The sequence below is a fragment of the Campylobacter sp. TTU_617 genome, from assembly GCF_016599045.1.
Lineage (GTDB): Bacteria > Campylobacterota > Campylobacteria > Campylobacterales > Campylobacteraceae > Campylobacter_D.
Map to the genome: position 1 here is coordinate 1 of NZ_JAENKV010000012.1, position 15,737 is coordinate 15,737.

The window sequence follows — 15,737 nt, forward strand, 5'->3', positions numbered from 1 at the left end:
ACTTGATTCAAATAAATTAAAAGATATAAATGAAGAATTAAATTATCATACTATTGATGCTAATCTTGCTTGGGATTTAAACTTACCTTTGCCTGATAATTATGAGTTTATGTGGATAGGAGGACACGGAACAGGAACTTATGCTTTAAGATATTTTTTAATGCATTCCGATGCTTTTATTCCGAATAATTTTTTCGAGGATACTAGTGGTAAAACAGGATTTCAAAGATATGAGTATGCCTTTAATATTTTTGTAAAAAATCCTAATTTTAAAAATATCATAAATATTAAGGAAATTGATTTTGAAGATTTTGAAAAATTTTGCAAATTAATTCAAAAAAAGTGTAAATTCATTTTTCAAATAAGAGATTATTTTGAAATATTTACTTGTTATTCAAATCATAGAAATAGGCAACCAAATGCAATTATGGAGTTCGATTTAAATCAAGATTTATATAAAGTTTTTAATAGATTTTATTTTTTTTCGAGTGGTGGTTGTAATTATCCAAGAAAATTAAAATTGAAAGATTTTCAATCAAAACCATTATGTAAAGAATTTGGTTTTAGATCTTGTATATTTGAATATTCTATGATTAAAATTTTTGATAATGTATTAGATATTTTATATATTGATGTAAAAGATATTTCAGGAGAAAAAACATATTTTACTATGAAAAAAATATGTAATTTTTTAAATTTATCTTTTAAAGAGGATGTGAATTATGCTGAAAAATATGTTAGTAATGATATTAATATTTTATTTCCATTAATTATAGATATTTCTAGTAAAACCAATAATAATACAAAACTTAAAATAATTTCACATAATAATAAATTTAACGATGATATTTATCAAGATATTACTTCTCAACTAAGCATAAGACAATATGAATATCAATTTAAAGTATTAATCAAAAAAGATAAATTTTTACTGATAAATAACTCTTTATTAAAGTATTTACAGTCGTATTTTAATAATTTTAGCAATATTTTAAATGAAATAATGAAAAAACAAAAACAAGAAAGAGTCAAAGAAAGCGATTATCTTGATATATATAGACTTGATAGGGATATCAGACAAAAATTATATCAAATGTGTAATTATGAACTTACTCATATTAAAGAACATCGTCCCGATATCATAGCTTCTTGGAAATACTATCAAGAATTTGAAAAGATGTGTAAGGAGTTGGATGGGTGATTTTATTTATAGAAATTAAAATTTCCCATCTTATTTAAATAGAAGTTTGATAATTTAACTAGCAAGTATTTAGTTCGATTAAAAATTAAATACTTGCTAAAAAATTTAAATTTTTGTATTTAAGATTTATATATTTTTGCAATTATTTTTTTATAAAAAATATACCATTTTTGACTCAAAGGCTTTTTTGGTTTTATTATAGCATTTTCTTTACCATTAACAGCGTGATAAATACTTACATTATATTTATTAGCATAGTATTTCATAAGAAGTTGTTGAAGTTTATATTCGCTTGAATGATTAAACCAAGCATTATTTGATATAGCTATAATAATGCTAGAATTTTTATAAATTTGTTCTTTTGTAGCTTCATAACATATAGCATTAGTGATGATTTGATTATTAAGTTTATATTGACTTTGTAAAGGGCCTTTAGAAAATTCTTCCATATCAGGTAATAAATATTTATTGATAATATCTTTAAAAAATGGAATTTCTTCTCCAAAAGGCACTAAAAAATGCTTATTAAAAATATAAACATTTCCTGCTTTAAAAATATAAGTGCTATTGTAAGTTTTATTTTCTTCTATATTAAAAGCACCTGTAATAATTGTAATTTCATGAGATAAATTTTTAAGTGTTTTTTCATAAGATGTATTTTTTAGATTAAAAGCAAAAGCAGTTTCAGGTAAAACAACAAGTTCTTTTTTTTCATTTATTGCTTTTATGATTTCTTTAATTTGATTATTTGAATTTTGTTCTACGTTTTCTTGTAAAAATTTTTGATCTTGAGAAATATTAGTATTAACCAATTTATAATTAAAATTTAAATTAAGGGATTTTTTTTCTTCGTATTGAAATCCTATAAAAAATAAAACCAATACAATAACTATTTTATAATATCTTGAGATATATTTTTCATAAATAAAATAAGCAATTAGAAAAATACTCAAAATACCTAATGTATCTGCTCTAAAAAAACCATAAACACTTAAAATTCCCCAATTAAACCAATCAAAACCAAGTGGATGTATAAAATTTAAGCAAAAAATTCCACAAAGTCTTAAAAAATCATATTTAAAAAGATGACAAATCCTAAAAAGAAATCCGTAAAAAAGACCAATACCAAGAATGATAATAGGAATAAGATAGCTAAGGTTAAAATAAATAGAAGATAAGCTTATCCACCAAAACCAAAGTATTCCTACAAAAAATCCTATCCAAAAATATTCTTTTGCATTTTTACTTCTTAGAAGCAAAATTAAACCCCAAATAGCTAAAAAAGGGCTTATAGTTTCAAAAAATATATTTTCAAAAAAAGATAAATAAATAGGATTTGAAAGCAAAAATGAAATAAAAAAGACTTTTATTATTTTAAAAATGGTAGAATTAGGATTAAATTTTTTTAAAAAAAAGGAAAAATATGGCAGAAAATTCAATTTTAACTTCATTATTACCTCTTATATTTCTTTTTGCAATTTTTTATTTTTTAGTTATTAGACCACAACAAAAACAAGCAAAATCACATAAACAAATGCTTGAGTCCTTGCAAAAGGGTGATAAAATTATCACTAATGGAGGACTAATTTGTGAGGTTGTAAAACCAGAAGATGATTTTATCAAAGTTAAGCTTAATGATGAAAATATTATGGTAAAAATTTCAAGAGATTTTGTGGCAAAGAAAATTGATGCATAATTTTAAATTTACTTATCGTTTGATTATTTTTATCGCAATATTTATTTTTGGTATATTTTTTTCACTCCCTTCATTTTTGCAATCTGAAAAAGGAGCAAAAATTAATCTTGGATTAGATTTGCAAGGCGGACTTTATATGCTTTTGGGTGTAGATAATCAAGAAGCATTAAAATCTAAAATAAAATCAATTGCTTCATCTTTGAGCTATTCTATTAATAAAGAAAATATTCTTATAGATCATTTAATAACTCATAATGATAATATAGAATTTACTCTGCTTGATAGCGAGGATATTTCTAAAATGGATGCCTTGCTTAAAGAAATAAAAGGTCTTAATGTAAATGTTGAAAATTTGCATTATAGTATAAGTTTTAGCGATGAAGAAATAAAATCCATTGAAAATTATGCACTTTTACAAGCGGTTGAAACTATAAGAAATCGTCTAGATCAATTTGGTTTAGCTGAGCCAACTGTTGCAAAACAAGGAGAGGATAAAATTTTAGTTGAATTAGCAGGAATAAAAACCAAAGAAGATGAGTTAAGAGCAAAAGAACGCATTACCAAAGCAGCCCATTTGCAGTTAATGGAGGTTGATGATTCTAAGCTTAAAGAAGCAGCTTTTATGAGTGATGATGAGGCTGCAAGTTATGGGCTTATCATTCTTCCAGATGCTAAGAATGAAAAGATTAAATATCCTTTGAAGAGTATCCCTATTTTAGATGGATCTATGTTAAGTGATGCTAGAGTCGGTTTTAGCGATAAAAGTAATTATCCTGTGATTAATTTTACTTTAAATTCTGAGGGAGCTAAAAAATTTGCAGATTATACTGGAGCTAATGTCGGAAAACGTTTGGCTATAGTTTTAGACAATCAGGTTTATTCTGCTCCTTCAATCAATGAAAGAATAGGTGGCGGCAGTGGTCAAATAAGTGGAAGTTTTACTCAAGAAGAGGCTAGAGATATAGCTGTAGCTTTAAGAAGTGGGGCTTTACTTGCACCTGTTAAACTTTTAGAGCAAAGAAGCATAGGACCATCTTTAGGTTCAGATAGCATTAAAATGAGTATGATGGCTTTAATAGGTGCTTCTATATGTATTGTAGTTTTTATGGCTTTATATTATGGAATTGCTGGAATTTTTGCTAATGTGGCTTTATTTGTTAATGTTTTAGTTGTTGTTGCGGTTATGGCAATGTTTGGAGCAACTTTAACTTTACCAGGTATGGCAGGGCTTGTTTTAACTGTTGGTATGGCAGTAGATGCAAATGTAATTATTAATGAGCGTATTCGTGAGTTATTAAGAGAAGGAAAAAACATAAAAACTAGCATAGAAAATGGTTATAAAAATGCTATGAGTGCTATTATCGACTCAAACATTACTTCTTTAATTACTTCTATAGCTTTATATGCTTATGGAACTGGAGCAGTTAAGGGTTTTGCTGTTACTTTAGGAATAGGAATTTTAATTTCTATGATTACAGCTATTTGGGGAACACACGGAATGTTTGATTTTTTTATGTCTAAAATTGAAAAAAGTAATAATACAAATTTTTGGTTAGGTTATAGGAGAAAATAATGCAGTTTTTTAGCGAGAAAAAAATTTATGATTTTATGAAAATGCGTTTTGCTGCTATTTCTCTTTCTTTTATTTTATTTTTTGGTTCAATTTATTTGCTTTTTGAAAGAGGTTTGCAGTATGGTATTGATTTTAGTGGAGGTACTTTGATACAACTAAAATATGAAAATTCTGCTCCTATTGCTCAAATAAGAGAAATTTTAGATAAAACAGGGCAATTTCAAAATCTTTCTGTTACGGAATTTGGTTCAAAAGAAGAAATTACAATAAGATTTTTAGGAAGTAATGAAAATCTTAGTAATGATACAGGAGAGTATATAAATACTCTTTTAAAAGATACTGGAAAATTTGAATTAAGACGTGTTGATGTTGTTGGCCCAAAAGTCGGGGATGAGTTAAGAAATAAAGGATTAATGGCTATTATTATTTCTTTAGTAGCAATATTAATTTATATTGCAATACGTTTTGAGTGGCGTTTTGCTATGGCAGCTATTATAAGCGAAATTCATGATATAGTAATTGTTTTAGGTTTTATATCTTTATTAAGAATTGATGTAAATTTAGATACTTTAGCTGCTGTTTTGACTGTACTTGGATATTCTTTAAATGATACTATAATTATTTTCGATAGAATAAGAGAAGGCATTAAAACAAGCAAAGAAAATATTTTAAGTCCTATTATTAATGAGAGTGTTTCGGCTACTCTTTCAAGAACAATTCTAACTTCAGGGCTTACATTAATTACTGTTGTAATTTTATATTTCTTTGGTGGTTCAATGATAGAAGGATTTTCTTTATCTTTGATTATAGGTATTATTATAGGAACTTTAAGTTCTATTTTTGTGGCAAGTCCTACTTTGCTTTGGTTTAAATTTAGTGTTTTAGATTTTAGAAATAAAGAATTGGAAAAATTAAAGCAAAAACAAGAAAAAGAACGCAATCGTGCTTTATATGAAAAAGGTATAGTATAGGAGAATATTTATGGCATATAATGCAAGCATTATAGAGAAAAAATGGCAAGAAAATTGGGATAAAGATAATTATTTTGAACCAAAAAGGGATTATTCTTTAAAGAAAAAATATATTCTTTCAATGTTTCCTTATCCAAGTGGTCGTATTCATATGGGGCATGTAAGAAATTATACTATAGGAGATGCATTAGCAAGATATTACCGAAAAATTGGTTTTAATGTATTGCATCCTATAGGTTTTGATAGTTTTGGTATGCCTGCTGAAAATGCCGCTATAAAACATAAAATTCATCCAAAAAAATGGACTTATGATAATATAGCTTATATGCAAAAAGAACTTTTTTCTTTGGGTTTTTCTTTTTCTAAAAAAAGAATGCTTGCTACTTCTGATCCACTTTATACAAAATTTGAACAAGAATTTTTTATAAAAATGTTTGAAAAAGGTTTAATCTATACTAAAGAAGCGAATGTAAATTGGTGCGAACACGATCAAACAGTTTTAGCTAATGAACAAGTAGAGGAGGGTAAATGTTGGCGTTGTGGTAATGAAGTGATTCAAAAAAAAATGCCAGGATATTACATAAAAATTACTTCTTATGCTAATGAACTTTTAAATGATTTAAAAAATTTAAAAGATAAATGGCCAAATCAAGTTTTAACTATGCAAGAAAATTGGATAGGAAAAAGCGAAGGTTTGGAATTTACTCTTTTTTTAGATGAAGAGAGTGCAAAAAAAGTAAATAAAAAAAATCTTCAAGTTTTTACTACAAGAGCAGATACAATATTTGGAATAAGTTATATTGCTTTATCTGTTGAGCATAGTATAGTTGAAGATTTAATTAAAAATTCTAAACTAGACACTAAGATTATAGAGCAAATTAAAATTATACAAAATCAAAATCCAAGAGAGAGACAAAGCAATGAAAAAGAAGGATATTTTTTAGGTATTTATGCTTTACATCCTTTAACAAAAGAAAAAATTCCTATCTGGGTAGCTAATTTTGTTTTATCTGATTATGGAAGTGGAGCTGTAATGGCTGTTCCTGCTCACGATGAAAGGGATTTTGAATTTGCTAAAAAATATAATCTTGAGTTTAAACAAGTAATAGATTCTAAAGAAAAACTTCCCTTTACGCAAAAAAATGGCAAACTTATAAATAGCGATAGATTTAATAACCTAGATTGTAATGAAGCAAGAGAAGAGATTATTAAGGAATTTGAAAAAAATAATTTAGGTAAAAGAGTTGTAAATTTTAAAATAAGAGATTGGGGTGTTTCGCGTCAAAGATATTGGGGAACTCCAATCCCTATAGTTAAATGTGATGAATGTGGTTTAGTTTGTGAAAAAATTGAAAATCTTCCTATACTTTTACCTGAAGATGTAGAAATTACAGGCGAAGGAAATCCTTTAGAAAAGCATTTAGAATGGAAAAATTGTCTATGTCCTAAATGTGGAAAAAAAGCTAAAAGAGAGAGCGATACTTTAGATACTTTTTTTGAAAGTTCTTGGTATTATGCACGTTTTGCGAGTGATGAGGATACTTGGCAAAATAAAGTTTTTGATGAAAAAAGCGTTGATTATTGGCTTAGTGTGGATGAATATATTGGCGGAATTGAACATGCTATTTTACATTTGCTTTATGCAAGATTTTTTCAAAAAGTATTAAGGGATCTTGGATATTTAAAAAATGATGAACCTTTTTTAAAGCTTTTAACACAAGGCATGGTCTTAAAAGACGGTTTTAAAATGAGCAAATCTAAGGGCAATGTTGTTGATCCTGATGAAATTATTAAAAAATATGGAGCTGATACAGCAAGACTTTTTATTTTATTTGCCGCACCTCCAGCAAAAGAATTAGAATGGAATGATGATGCACTTGAAGGAGCTTATCGTTTTATTTGTAAGCTTTATGATAGAGCTTTGAGTGTTAAGAGTGGAAATTATATTTTAAAACAAGAAGAATTAAACAAAGAAGAAAAATATGCAAGATTAAAAGTATATGAAGCTTTAAAAAAATCAGAAGAAGTTTATAATAAAACTTATGCATTCAATACTTTAATTGCAGCTTGTATGGAAGCAATTAATGCTTTAAATCATTGTAAAAATGAGGCTTTAGAACAAGAAGCTTTTTATATTATTTTAAATATTTTAGAACCTATTATTCCTCATATATGTTTTGAGTTAAGTGATAAGCTTTTTGAATGTAAAAATTTTAGAAAATTAGAAATAAAAGAAGAAGTTTTTAAAAAGGATTCTTTAATTTTAATTGTGAGTGTTAATGGAAAAAAACGTTCTGAAATTGAGGTTTTAGCAAATGCTTCACAAAATGAAATTTTAAGCACAGCAAAAGAGAGTGTTCAAAAATGGCTTAAAGATAAAACTATTATAAAAGAAATTTATATTAAAGATAAATTAGTCAATTTGGTGATTAAATGAAAAAATATTTTTTATTTTGTTTTATCTTTTTTCTATGTGCTTGTGGATATATACCTAGTTCAAAACTTGCAGATAGAATTTTTAATGAAAAAGTTTATGTTAATGTAGAATTAAATGCACAAGATCCTAAAAATAGTATTTTCGTAGCAGATACATTAAAGGAAGTAATTATTAGTAAGCTTGGTAGAAAACTTGCTTTAAAGCATGAAGCTGATGATATTATTAATGTTAAAATGAATAATTTAACTTTTATTCCTTTAGTTTATGATAAGAATGGCTATGTGGTTAGTTATAAAGCAAAATTAGATTTGGAATTTAATGTAGTTTTTAAAGATGGAAAGACACAAGTATTTAATGCAAGCGGAAGTTATGATTTTGACATCTCTCCTAATAGTATTATTAGCGATACTGCAAGAACTGAAGCAATTAAATATGCTTCAAGTGAAGCTTTTGATGAATTTATTTCAATGATTGCAATTAAAGGTTATAAAAATGGCAGTTAATATTAATGAAATTGCTAAAGAAACTTTAATCGCTTTAAAAGAAAGGAAATTAAAAGCTACTCCAGAAAATTATACAGAAGTTTTTGAGGAATTCAGTCAAAAATATGGTTTTGCTTCAAATAATAAATTAAAACTAGAAAAATATAAAACTCTACTTTTGCCCCATTATCAACAAGAGCTTAATGGAAAAATTATTCGTAATTTAGAAGAATTTATTAGTTTCTTAATATCCATCTTAAATAGACAAAGTGGAAAACAATTCAATGAATTTTTTGATTTTTTAGCCACCATTAATAGGGTATTGCAAATTAGTAAAGATAAAAAAATCAAGGAATTAGCTAAAGTTACTTCTATAAGAATTTCTAAAACTATGGATAGTGAAAGCATTTATTTGCTTAATAAAAAATGGAAAGAACTTGAAAAAAGCTATGAAGATGAAAACCTTAATACCGAAATGCGTAAATATGGTGTAAATAAATATGATGATTTTGATAGTGTTATAAAAAAACTTTTATTGCAATTAGAAGAAAGAAGTTATGAATATTTTGCTCATTTGCTTTCTTTGTGTTTAAGCCCATCTTTAGTGAGTGATCTAAAAATTGAGAATTTTATCCAAAAGTTAAAAGAAAAATCTTTTATTCTTTCAGAAAGTAATTTTGAAAATGAACTTTTAGAATGTGTAAATAAAAGAATTATAGCTGACAATATGTATGTTCAAAAAAATCTAAATTTTTTTAATGATAACTTAAAAAAAATTCAAACACTTTTTAATTCTTTAGATAAATTTAATCAACAAAATATTAATTTTTTTGAAACTTTAAATCCTGATGATAAAGGAGAGATTAAATTAAGTTTTGAAGACTTAAAACGTAAATTTTATAATATTGATGAAAAAATTAAAACTCTAAATGCGCAAATTCAATTTACTCAAAATCTAGAAGAAAGAGAAGCTTGGAGTGTGGTAAAAGAGCTTGAAAAGCTTGATGAAAACTATATAAAATATAAAGTAAATTATTCTTTAGCTCTTTTTTCTATTAGTAATTATAATTTTATAATAGAAAAATATGGTTTAAATAGTTTAAATGAGATTTTTACTCGTTTTAAAAAAATATTAAAAGAAAATTGCAAAGAATTAGATGAGCTTTGGATGATAGATGAAAAAAGCTATTTAATTATTTCTCCTGGAAAAAATAAAGAACAAATGGCTTCTCTTGTAGAAAGTAATTTAAAAACTATAGAAAATTTTAAATTTATCTATAAAAATGATTTAATTTCACCGAAAATAAAATCTGTTTATTTAGATAAAGATGGCAATCCTGATGGGAATATTTTAGAAGAATTAATTGAGCAGATTAATATCAATGAACAAAGTTAGTGAATTTTTACTAAAAAAATCAAGCAACTATGATAAAATTGATCGTTTTGTTGCTTTTAGAATGTATGAGAAATACAAAAAAAAATTAAAGATAAAACCTATAATCCATATTGTAGGTACAAATGGTAAAGGGAGTACAGGGAGATATTTAACTCAACTTTTACATCATTTAGGCTATAAAGTTGGACATTATACTAGCCCTCATCTTTTTAGTTTTAATGAAAGATTTTATTTAAATTCAAAAATTATAAGTGATAAAAAATTAGAATTAGCTCATCAAAAATTATCCAATATTTTTAAAAATGACTTAGAAGAATTAAGTTATTTTGAATATGCCACATTTTTAGCTGCAATACTTTTTAAAGATTGTGATTATATTATTTTTGAAGCAGGAGTAGGTGGAGAATTTGATGCTACTTCTATTTTTGATAAAAAGTTAAGCATTTTTACAAGAATAGGTTTTGATCATAAAGATCTTTTGGGTAATACACTTAAAGATATAGCAAGAACAAAGCTAAAAATTATGACTAAAAAAGCTCTTATAACTACAAAACAAGAAAAAGAAGTTTTAGATCTTGCAAAACACATTGCTTATATGAAAAAAACAAGATTATATTTTAATGAACTTTTAAATAATAAAATAAAAAATCAATTTGAAAATTATGCTAAAAAATATCAATTACCAGATTTTTTAAAACATAATCTAAATTTAGCTTTAAATGCTTGTGTGCTTTTAGAGGGTGAAAAAAGAACTTTTAAAGCTTTTGAAAAATTAAAAGCTTTAAATTTGTTAGCTAGATGTCAAAAGATTAATTCTAAACTTTATGTAGATGTTGGTCACAATCAAATGGCAGCTAAGGCTTTATATGAAAGATTTCAAAATATTAAAATAGATTTGATATATAATTCTTATTTAGATAAGGATATTTTTGAAATTTTAAAAACATTAAAGCCTATAATAGATACAATAAAAATTTACAAATACAAAGATGAACAAAGAAAGCTGGCAAATAATATAATTTTTTCTATAGCTAAAGAATTAAATATAAAGTGTGAAGAATTTCAAAGTTTAAATTCAAATAAAATCAGTTTAGTATTTGGATCTTTTGTTTTGGTTGAAAAATTTTTAAAGGAATTGCGTGAGTAAAAATAAATTTACCATAACAATTACAGATATTAATGGCTCAAAACATTTTTATTTAAGTAGAATAATTAAAAAAATTGTATTTTATATTATTATGTTTGTTTTCTTTTTTTTAGTGTTTAGCGGATTTTATATTAAATATCTTGATGATAAATTAAGTGATTTAAGTAAAAAAAGAGAAGATTTGCTTAGAAAAAATCAAGAACTTATTCAAAGCAATGAACAAATGCAAAAGAGCATAGAAGAAAAATCACAAGAATATGCTGCTATAGAAGATAAAATTATAAGTTTTGAAAAGGCTTTAGGACTTGATGAGAATGAACAAAATTTAACTATTAATGATAGATTAAATAATCTTAAACTTACTAACGAAGATCAAACTAAAATTCTTAGCCAAATTCCTAATGGTTTTCCGATAGTAGATAAAGGAATCACTGGTAATTTTGGCTGGAGAGAACATCCTGTTTTAAAACGTAGAGAATTTCATCCAGGTATAGATTTAAGAGCTGAAATTGGAACGCCAATTTATGCAACTGCTAATGCTGTTGTAGAATTTGCAGGATATAGTGATAATGGCTATGGTTATAATGTCATTTTACTTCATAATTTTGGTTTTAAAACGGTTTTTGCACATATGATGAGAAAAGATGTTGTAAAAGCTGGACAATATGTTAAGAAAGGAGATTTAATAGGATATAGTGGAAATACAGGGCTATCTACAGGTCCTCATTTACATTATGAAGTAAGATTTATTAATAAGACTTTAGAACCTTTATATTTTTTAAAATTGCAAAGAAATAACATTAGTAATTTTTTTAATCAAGAAAGGAGAGTACCATGGCAATCTTTGGTAAAAGCAATTACGCAACGTCAAATAATTCCAGTTCAGAAACAACAGTCATTGCCTCAGGAGCAAGAATAGAAGGGAAATTTTATTTTGCTTCTATGCTTCACGTAGACGGAGAACTTATAGGAACAATTCATTCTCAAAGTATAGTAGTTATTGGAAAAAGAGGTGTTTTAAAGGGTGAATTAAAGGCTGATAAAATTGTTGTTAATGGATATTTTGAAGGAGAATTAGAAGCCAATAGTTTGGAGATTTTAACAGGTGGTATAGTTGATGGAAACATTGTTATACAAGAGCTTAGTGTTGAAAATGGTGGAAAATTCAATGGAAGTAGCAAAATTAAAGAAGAAACTAAATTAATTGAGAATAATCAAGAATAATGCAAGCAGCTTTTTATGAATATTTGCAAAATAATTTTTATTCTAAATTGATCATCTGCGAAGATGATAAAGAAGCAGATTTATTAGCACAAGTTTCTAATTTTCAAGCTTATAAAACTTTTGTTTTACCTGATTTTAGAGCTGAGTTTGGCGATGATTTAAGATCTTTTTCAAAAGAGCTTTTTGAAATTTGCAAGGTGTTAGATTCTTATTATAAGGAAAAAGAGAAAAAAAAGATTTTAATTTCTCCTATTGCAACTTTACTTCATAAATTACCAGGAAAAGATAATTTAAAAAATTATTATATTGATAAAAATCAAAAATTTAATTTTTTAAATTTTAAGGAACAAATTGAATATCTAGGTTATGAATTTGTAGATATAGTTCAAGATAAAGCTGAAGTTTCAATACGCGGTGATGTTATTGATATTTTTTGTATTAATAGAGAAAAACCTATACGCATTTCGTTTTTTGGAGATGAAATTGAAAGTATAAGAGAATTTGATATCAATACCCAAAAATCTATACCTTATGAATTACAAGAATTAGAAATTTGCCCTTTTTTGAATTTTTTTTCTAAAGAAGAATATGAAAATTTTAATAAAAAGCTTGAAAATTTTCAAAGTCAAAGTTTAATTAATGATATACATTCTTTAGGTTTTTGGTGTATAGATAATTTTTTTGATTATTTATCTTTAGATTTTGTAAGTATTAAACCTTTATATATGGAAGCAAAAGATTTAGATTTTATAAATAGTAAAATTATCCCAGAGCCTAAAAATTTTAAAGATTTACAAAGTTCTTATACTAAAGATTTTTTTGCTTTTCATCAAAATAAAAAAATAAAAGTTTTAGCAAAAAATGAAGCTTTGTTTAAGCAATTAGAATTAGATTTTAAAAATATTATTTTTGAAAAAAGTGATTTAAGAATCAATATTATTTCAAAAGATGAAATTATTCTTTCTTTAAATAAAAAAGAGAGAAAAGAGGTAAAAAGAAAAGCTTCTTTAATTCTTGATGAATTAAAAAATGGAGATTTTGTTGTACATCAAGATTATGGTGTAGGAAAATTTTTAGGTCTTGAAATGATACAGGTAAGCGGAGCAAAAAAAGAATTTGTAGCTATAGCTTATCAAAATCAAGATAAGCTTTTATTGCCTGTAGAAAATTTATATTTAATTGATAAATATTTAGGTTCAAGTGGATTTATCCCAACTCTTGATCGTTTAGGAAAAATGAATTTTGCCAGATTAAAGGAAAAATTAAAAGCAAAACTTCTTGCTATTGCAACGCAAATTGTAAATTTAGCTGCTAAAAGAGCTTTAATAAAGCCAAAAAATATTAAAGTTGATTTTGCTTTACAGGCTCAGTTTGTATCAAAAGCAGGTTTTTCTTATACTAAAGATCAAAATAAAGTTTGCGCAGAAATTTTAGAAGATTTTGAAAATAATAAAATTATGGATAGATTATTAAGTGCTGATGTAGGCTTTGGAAAAACCGAAGTTGCTATGAATGCTATTTTTGCTGTGGTTAAAAGTGGTTTTAGTGCTTTTTTCTTTGTGCCAACAACACTTTTATCTTATCAGCACTTTAAAACTTTAAAAAAAAGATTTGATGAATTTAATATAGCTGTTTTTAAGCTTGATCGTTTTACAAGCACTAAAGACAAAAAGGATATTTTGGCTAAACTTAAAGAGCAAAAACCTTGCGTTGTGATTGGAACACACACTCTTTTAAATGTAGAATGTGAAAATTTAGCTTTGATTGTTGTTGATGAAGAGCATAAATTTGGGGTTAAGCAAAAGGAAAAATTAAAAGAAATAAGTAAAAATTCCCATCTTTTATCTATGTCTGCTACTCCGATTCCAAGAAGTTTAAATCAAGCTTTAAGTTCTATAAAATCTTATAGTACTTTACAAACTCCACCCGAAGAAAGACTTGATGTTAGAACCTTTGTAAAAGAAAAAAATGAAGTTTTAATTAAAGAAGCTATTATGAGAGAATTAAGGCGTGGAGGGCAAATTTTTTATATCCATAATCATATTGCAAGTATAAAAGAATGTAAAGAATATTTATTAAGTATAGTTAAAAATTTAAGAATTTTGATTTTACACTCAAAAATTGATTCTAAAACACAAGAAGAAGAAATATTAAAATTTGAAGATAAGCAATATGATCTTTTACTTTGCACTTCTATAGTAGAAAGCGGGATTGATTTGGCAAATGTTAATACTATTTTAGTGGAAAAAGCTGATTATTTTGGTATGGCAGACTTACATCAACTTAGAGGACGCGTAGGAAGAAGCAATAAACAAGGCTATTGTTATTATTTAATTGAAGATAAAGAAAATATTACTAAAGATGCATTAAAAAGACTAGTATCATTAGAAAGTAATTCTTTTTTGGGCTCAGGTTCTATTCTTGCTTATCACGATCTTGAGATTAGAGGAGGGGGAAATTTATTAGGTGTTGATCAAAGTGGTCATATAGAGCAAATTGGTTATAGTTTATATCTTAAAATGTTAGAAGATGAGTTAAATATTTTAACTAAAAATGAAAGCATAGAAGAGGATAAACTAGATTTAAGATTAAGTATCAATGCCTTTTTAAATAACGAACTCATTAGCGAAGATCGTTTAAGATTAGAACTTTATAGAAGACTTAGTAAATGCCAAAGTGTAAGTGAAGTTTATGAAATTCAAGGAGAAATTGAAGATCGTTTTGGAAAACTTGATGTTTATACTAAGCAATTTTTAGAACTCATTATGATTAAAATTTTAGCTTATAAAAAATATAAAAGTATTACTAGTTATGAAATGAATATACAACTTACTTTAAAAGATGGAAACAAAGAGATAATTAAAGCATCAAGTAAAGATGATGAGGATGTGATTTATGCTCTTTTAAATCATTTAAGAAGGAGTGAAAGTTGAATGGTTTTGATATTTTTAAATATCTTTATAGCCTAAATTTAGCTTTTAATGATTTTGAATGGTTAGAAGATAAAAAATTTGGAGATTTTGAGTTATTAGTTTCTGTTATTTTAACTCAAAATACAAATTGGAAAAATGTTTTAAAAGCTTTAGAAAATCTTAAAAAGGCTAATATCTCTTCTTTAGAACAAATAAAAAATTTAGAAGATAAAGAGCTTGCTTTGCTTATAAAACCGAGCGGTTTTTATAATACAAAGGCAAAGCGTATAAAAACTTTTATTAATGCTATTTTAAAAGATTATGAGAATTTAGAGTATTTTAAAGAAAATGTCAATAGAGAATGGTTGTTGGGCATTAAAGGCTTAGGATTTGAAAGTGCTGATAGTATTTTAAATTATCTTTGCAAAAGAGAAATTTTAGTTGTAGATGCTTATACTAATCGATTAGCCTTAGCATTAAATTATGAATTTTTAAATTATGAAGAATTAAGAGAATTTTTTGAGAGTGGGATAGAGCAAAATCAAGATGAGCTTTGTAAAATTTTAGGTAAAAAATATAAGCTCTATGCACTTTATCAAATTTTTCATGCTTTAATTATTTCTTTTGTTAAAACTTATTTTAAAGGTTCTAAAATTTCTGATCAAGGTAAGGAAATTTTAAAAAATATTTATTAAGGA

Annotated in this window: 13 protein-coding genes; 12 read left to right on the forward strand and 1 reads right to left on the reverse strand. The window is 25.6% G+C overall.

Annotated elements, in window-relative coordinates; genetic code table 11:
- Window positions 1–1,201: DUF2972 domain-containing protein (locus tag GQV94_RS05920; protein ID WP_200170126.1), on the forward strand; the 1,201-nt coding region annotated here is incomplete at its 5' end.
- Between the two features lie 119 nt (window positions 1,202–1,320).
- On the opposite strand, the gene GQV94_RS05925 is transcribed toward GQV94_RS05920, so the two are convergent.
- Complete coding sequence (locus GQV94_RS05925; protein ID WP_200170127.1) at window positions 1,321–2,652, reverse strand: apolipoprotein N-acyltransferase; 1,332 nt, start codon at window positions 2,650–2,652, stop codon at window positions 1,321–1,323.
- Between GQV94_RS05925 and yajC the strand changes: the two genes are divergently transcribed.
- The 11 genes from yajC to GQV94_RS05980 are packed head-to-tail and all read left to right on the forward strand — an operon-like array spanning window position 2,625 to window position 15,734.
- Window positions 2,625–2,897 (forward strand): preprotein translocase subunit YajC, encoded by a 273-nt coding sequence (gene yajC / locus GQV94_RS05930; protein ID WP_200170128.1) that lies wholly within the window; start codon window positions 2,625–2,627, stop codon window positions 2,895–2,897. The genes GQV94_RS05925 and yajC overlap by 28 nt on opposite strands.
- Window positions 2,890–4,470: a protein translocase subunit SecD gene (secD, locus tag GQV94_RS05935; protein ID WP_200170129.1), complete on the forward strand. Its 1,581-nt coding sequence runs from the start codon at window positions 2,890–2,892 to the stop codon at window positions 4,468–4,470. Before yajC ends, secD begins: the two co-directional genes overlap by 8 nt.
- Window positions 4,470–5,441: a protein translocase subunit SecF gene (secF, locus tag GQV94_RS05940; protein WP_200170130.1), complete on the forward strand. Its 972-nt coding sequence runs from the start codon at window positions 4,470–4,472 to the stop codon at window positions 5,439–5,441. Before secD ends, secF begins: the two co-directional genes overlap by 1 nt.
- A 10-nt stretch (window positions 5,442–5,451) precedes the next feature.
- Entirely contained in the window at window positions 5,452–7,878 is a 2,427-nt protein-coding gene (gene leuS / locus GQV94_RS05945) for a leucine--tRNA ligase (RefSeq protein ID WP_200170131.1), read from the forward strand.
- Entirely contained in the window at window positions 7,875–8,381 is a 507-nt protein-coding gene (gene lptE / locus GQV94_RS05950; RefSeq protein WP_200170132.1) for an LPS assembly lipoprotein LptE, read from the forward strand. Before leuS ends, lptE begins: the two co-directional genes overlap by 4 nt.
- A complete protein-coding gene (locus GQV94_RS05955) occupies window positions 8,371–9,756 on the forward strand; it encodes a hypothetical protein (protein ID WP_200170133.1) in 1,386 nt (461 codons plus the stop codon). Before lptE ends, GQV94_RS05955 begins: the two co-directional genes overlap by 11 nt.
- Complete coding sequence (locus GQV94_RS05960; protein WP_200170134.1) at window positions 9,743–10,903, forward strand: Mur ligase family protein; 1,161 nt, start codon at window positions 9,743–9,745, stop codon at window positions 10,901–10,903. Before GQV94_RS05955 ends, GQV94_RS05960 begins: the two co-directional genes overlap by 14 nt.
- The gene (locus tag GQV94_RS05965; RefSeq protein ID WP_200170135.1) at window positions 10,896–11,822 is read left to right on the forward strand and encodes a peptidoglycan DD-metalloendopeptidase family protein; all 927 of its coding nucleotides are present in this window, start codon (window positions 10,896–10,898) and stop codon (window positions 11,820–11,822) included. The genes GQV94_RS05960 and GQV94_RS05965 overlap by 8 nt, the downstream gene beginning before the upstream one ends.
- A complete protein-coding gene (locus GQV94_RS05970; protein ID WP_200170136.1) occupies window positions 11,738–12,127 on the forward strand; it encodes a bactofilin family protein in 390 nt (129 codons plus the stop codon). The genes GQV94_RS05965 and GQV94_RS05970 overlap by 85 nt, the downstream gene beginning before the upstream one ends.
- Complete coding sequence (locus tag GQV94_RS05975) at window positions 12,127–15,060, forward strand: DEAD/DEAH box helicase (protein ID WP_200170137.1); 2,934 nt, start codon at window positions 12,127–12,129, stop codon at window positions 15,058–15,060. The genes GQV94_RS05970 and GQV94_RS05975 overlap by 1 nt, the downstream gene beginning before the upstream one ends.
- Entirely contained in the window at window positions 15,057–15,734 is a 678-nt protein-coding gene (locus GQV94_RS05980) for a 3-methyladenine DNA glycosylase (protein WP_200170138.1), read from the forward strand. The genes GQV94_RS05975 and GQV94_RS05980 overlap by 4 nt, the downstream gene beginning before the upstream one ends.
- Window positions 15,735–15,737 lie beyond the last annotated feature (3 nt).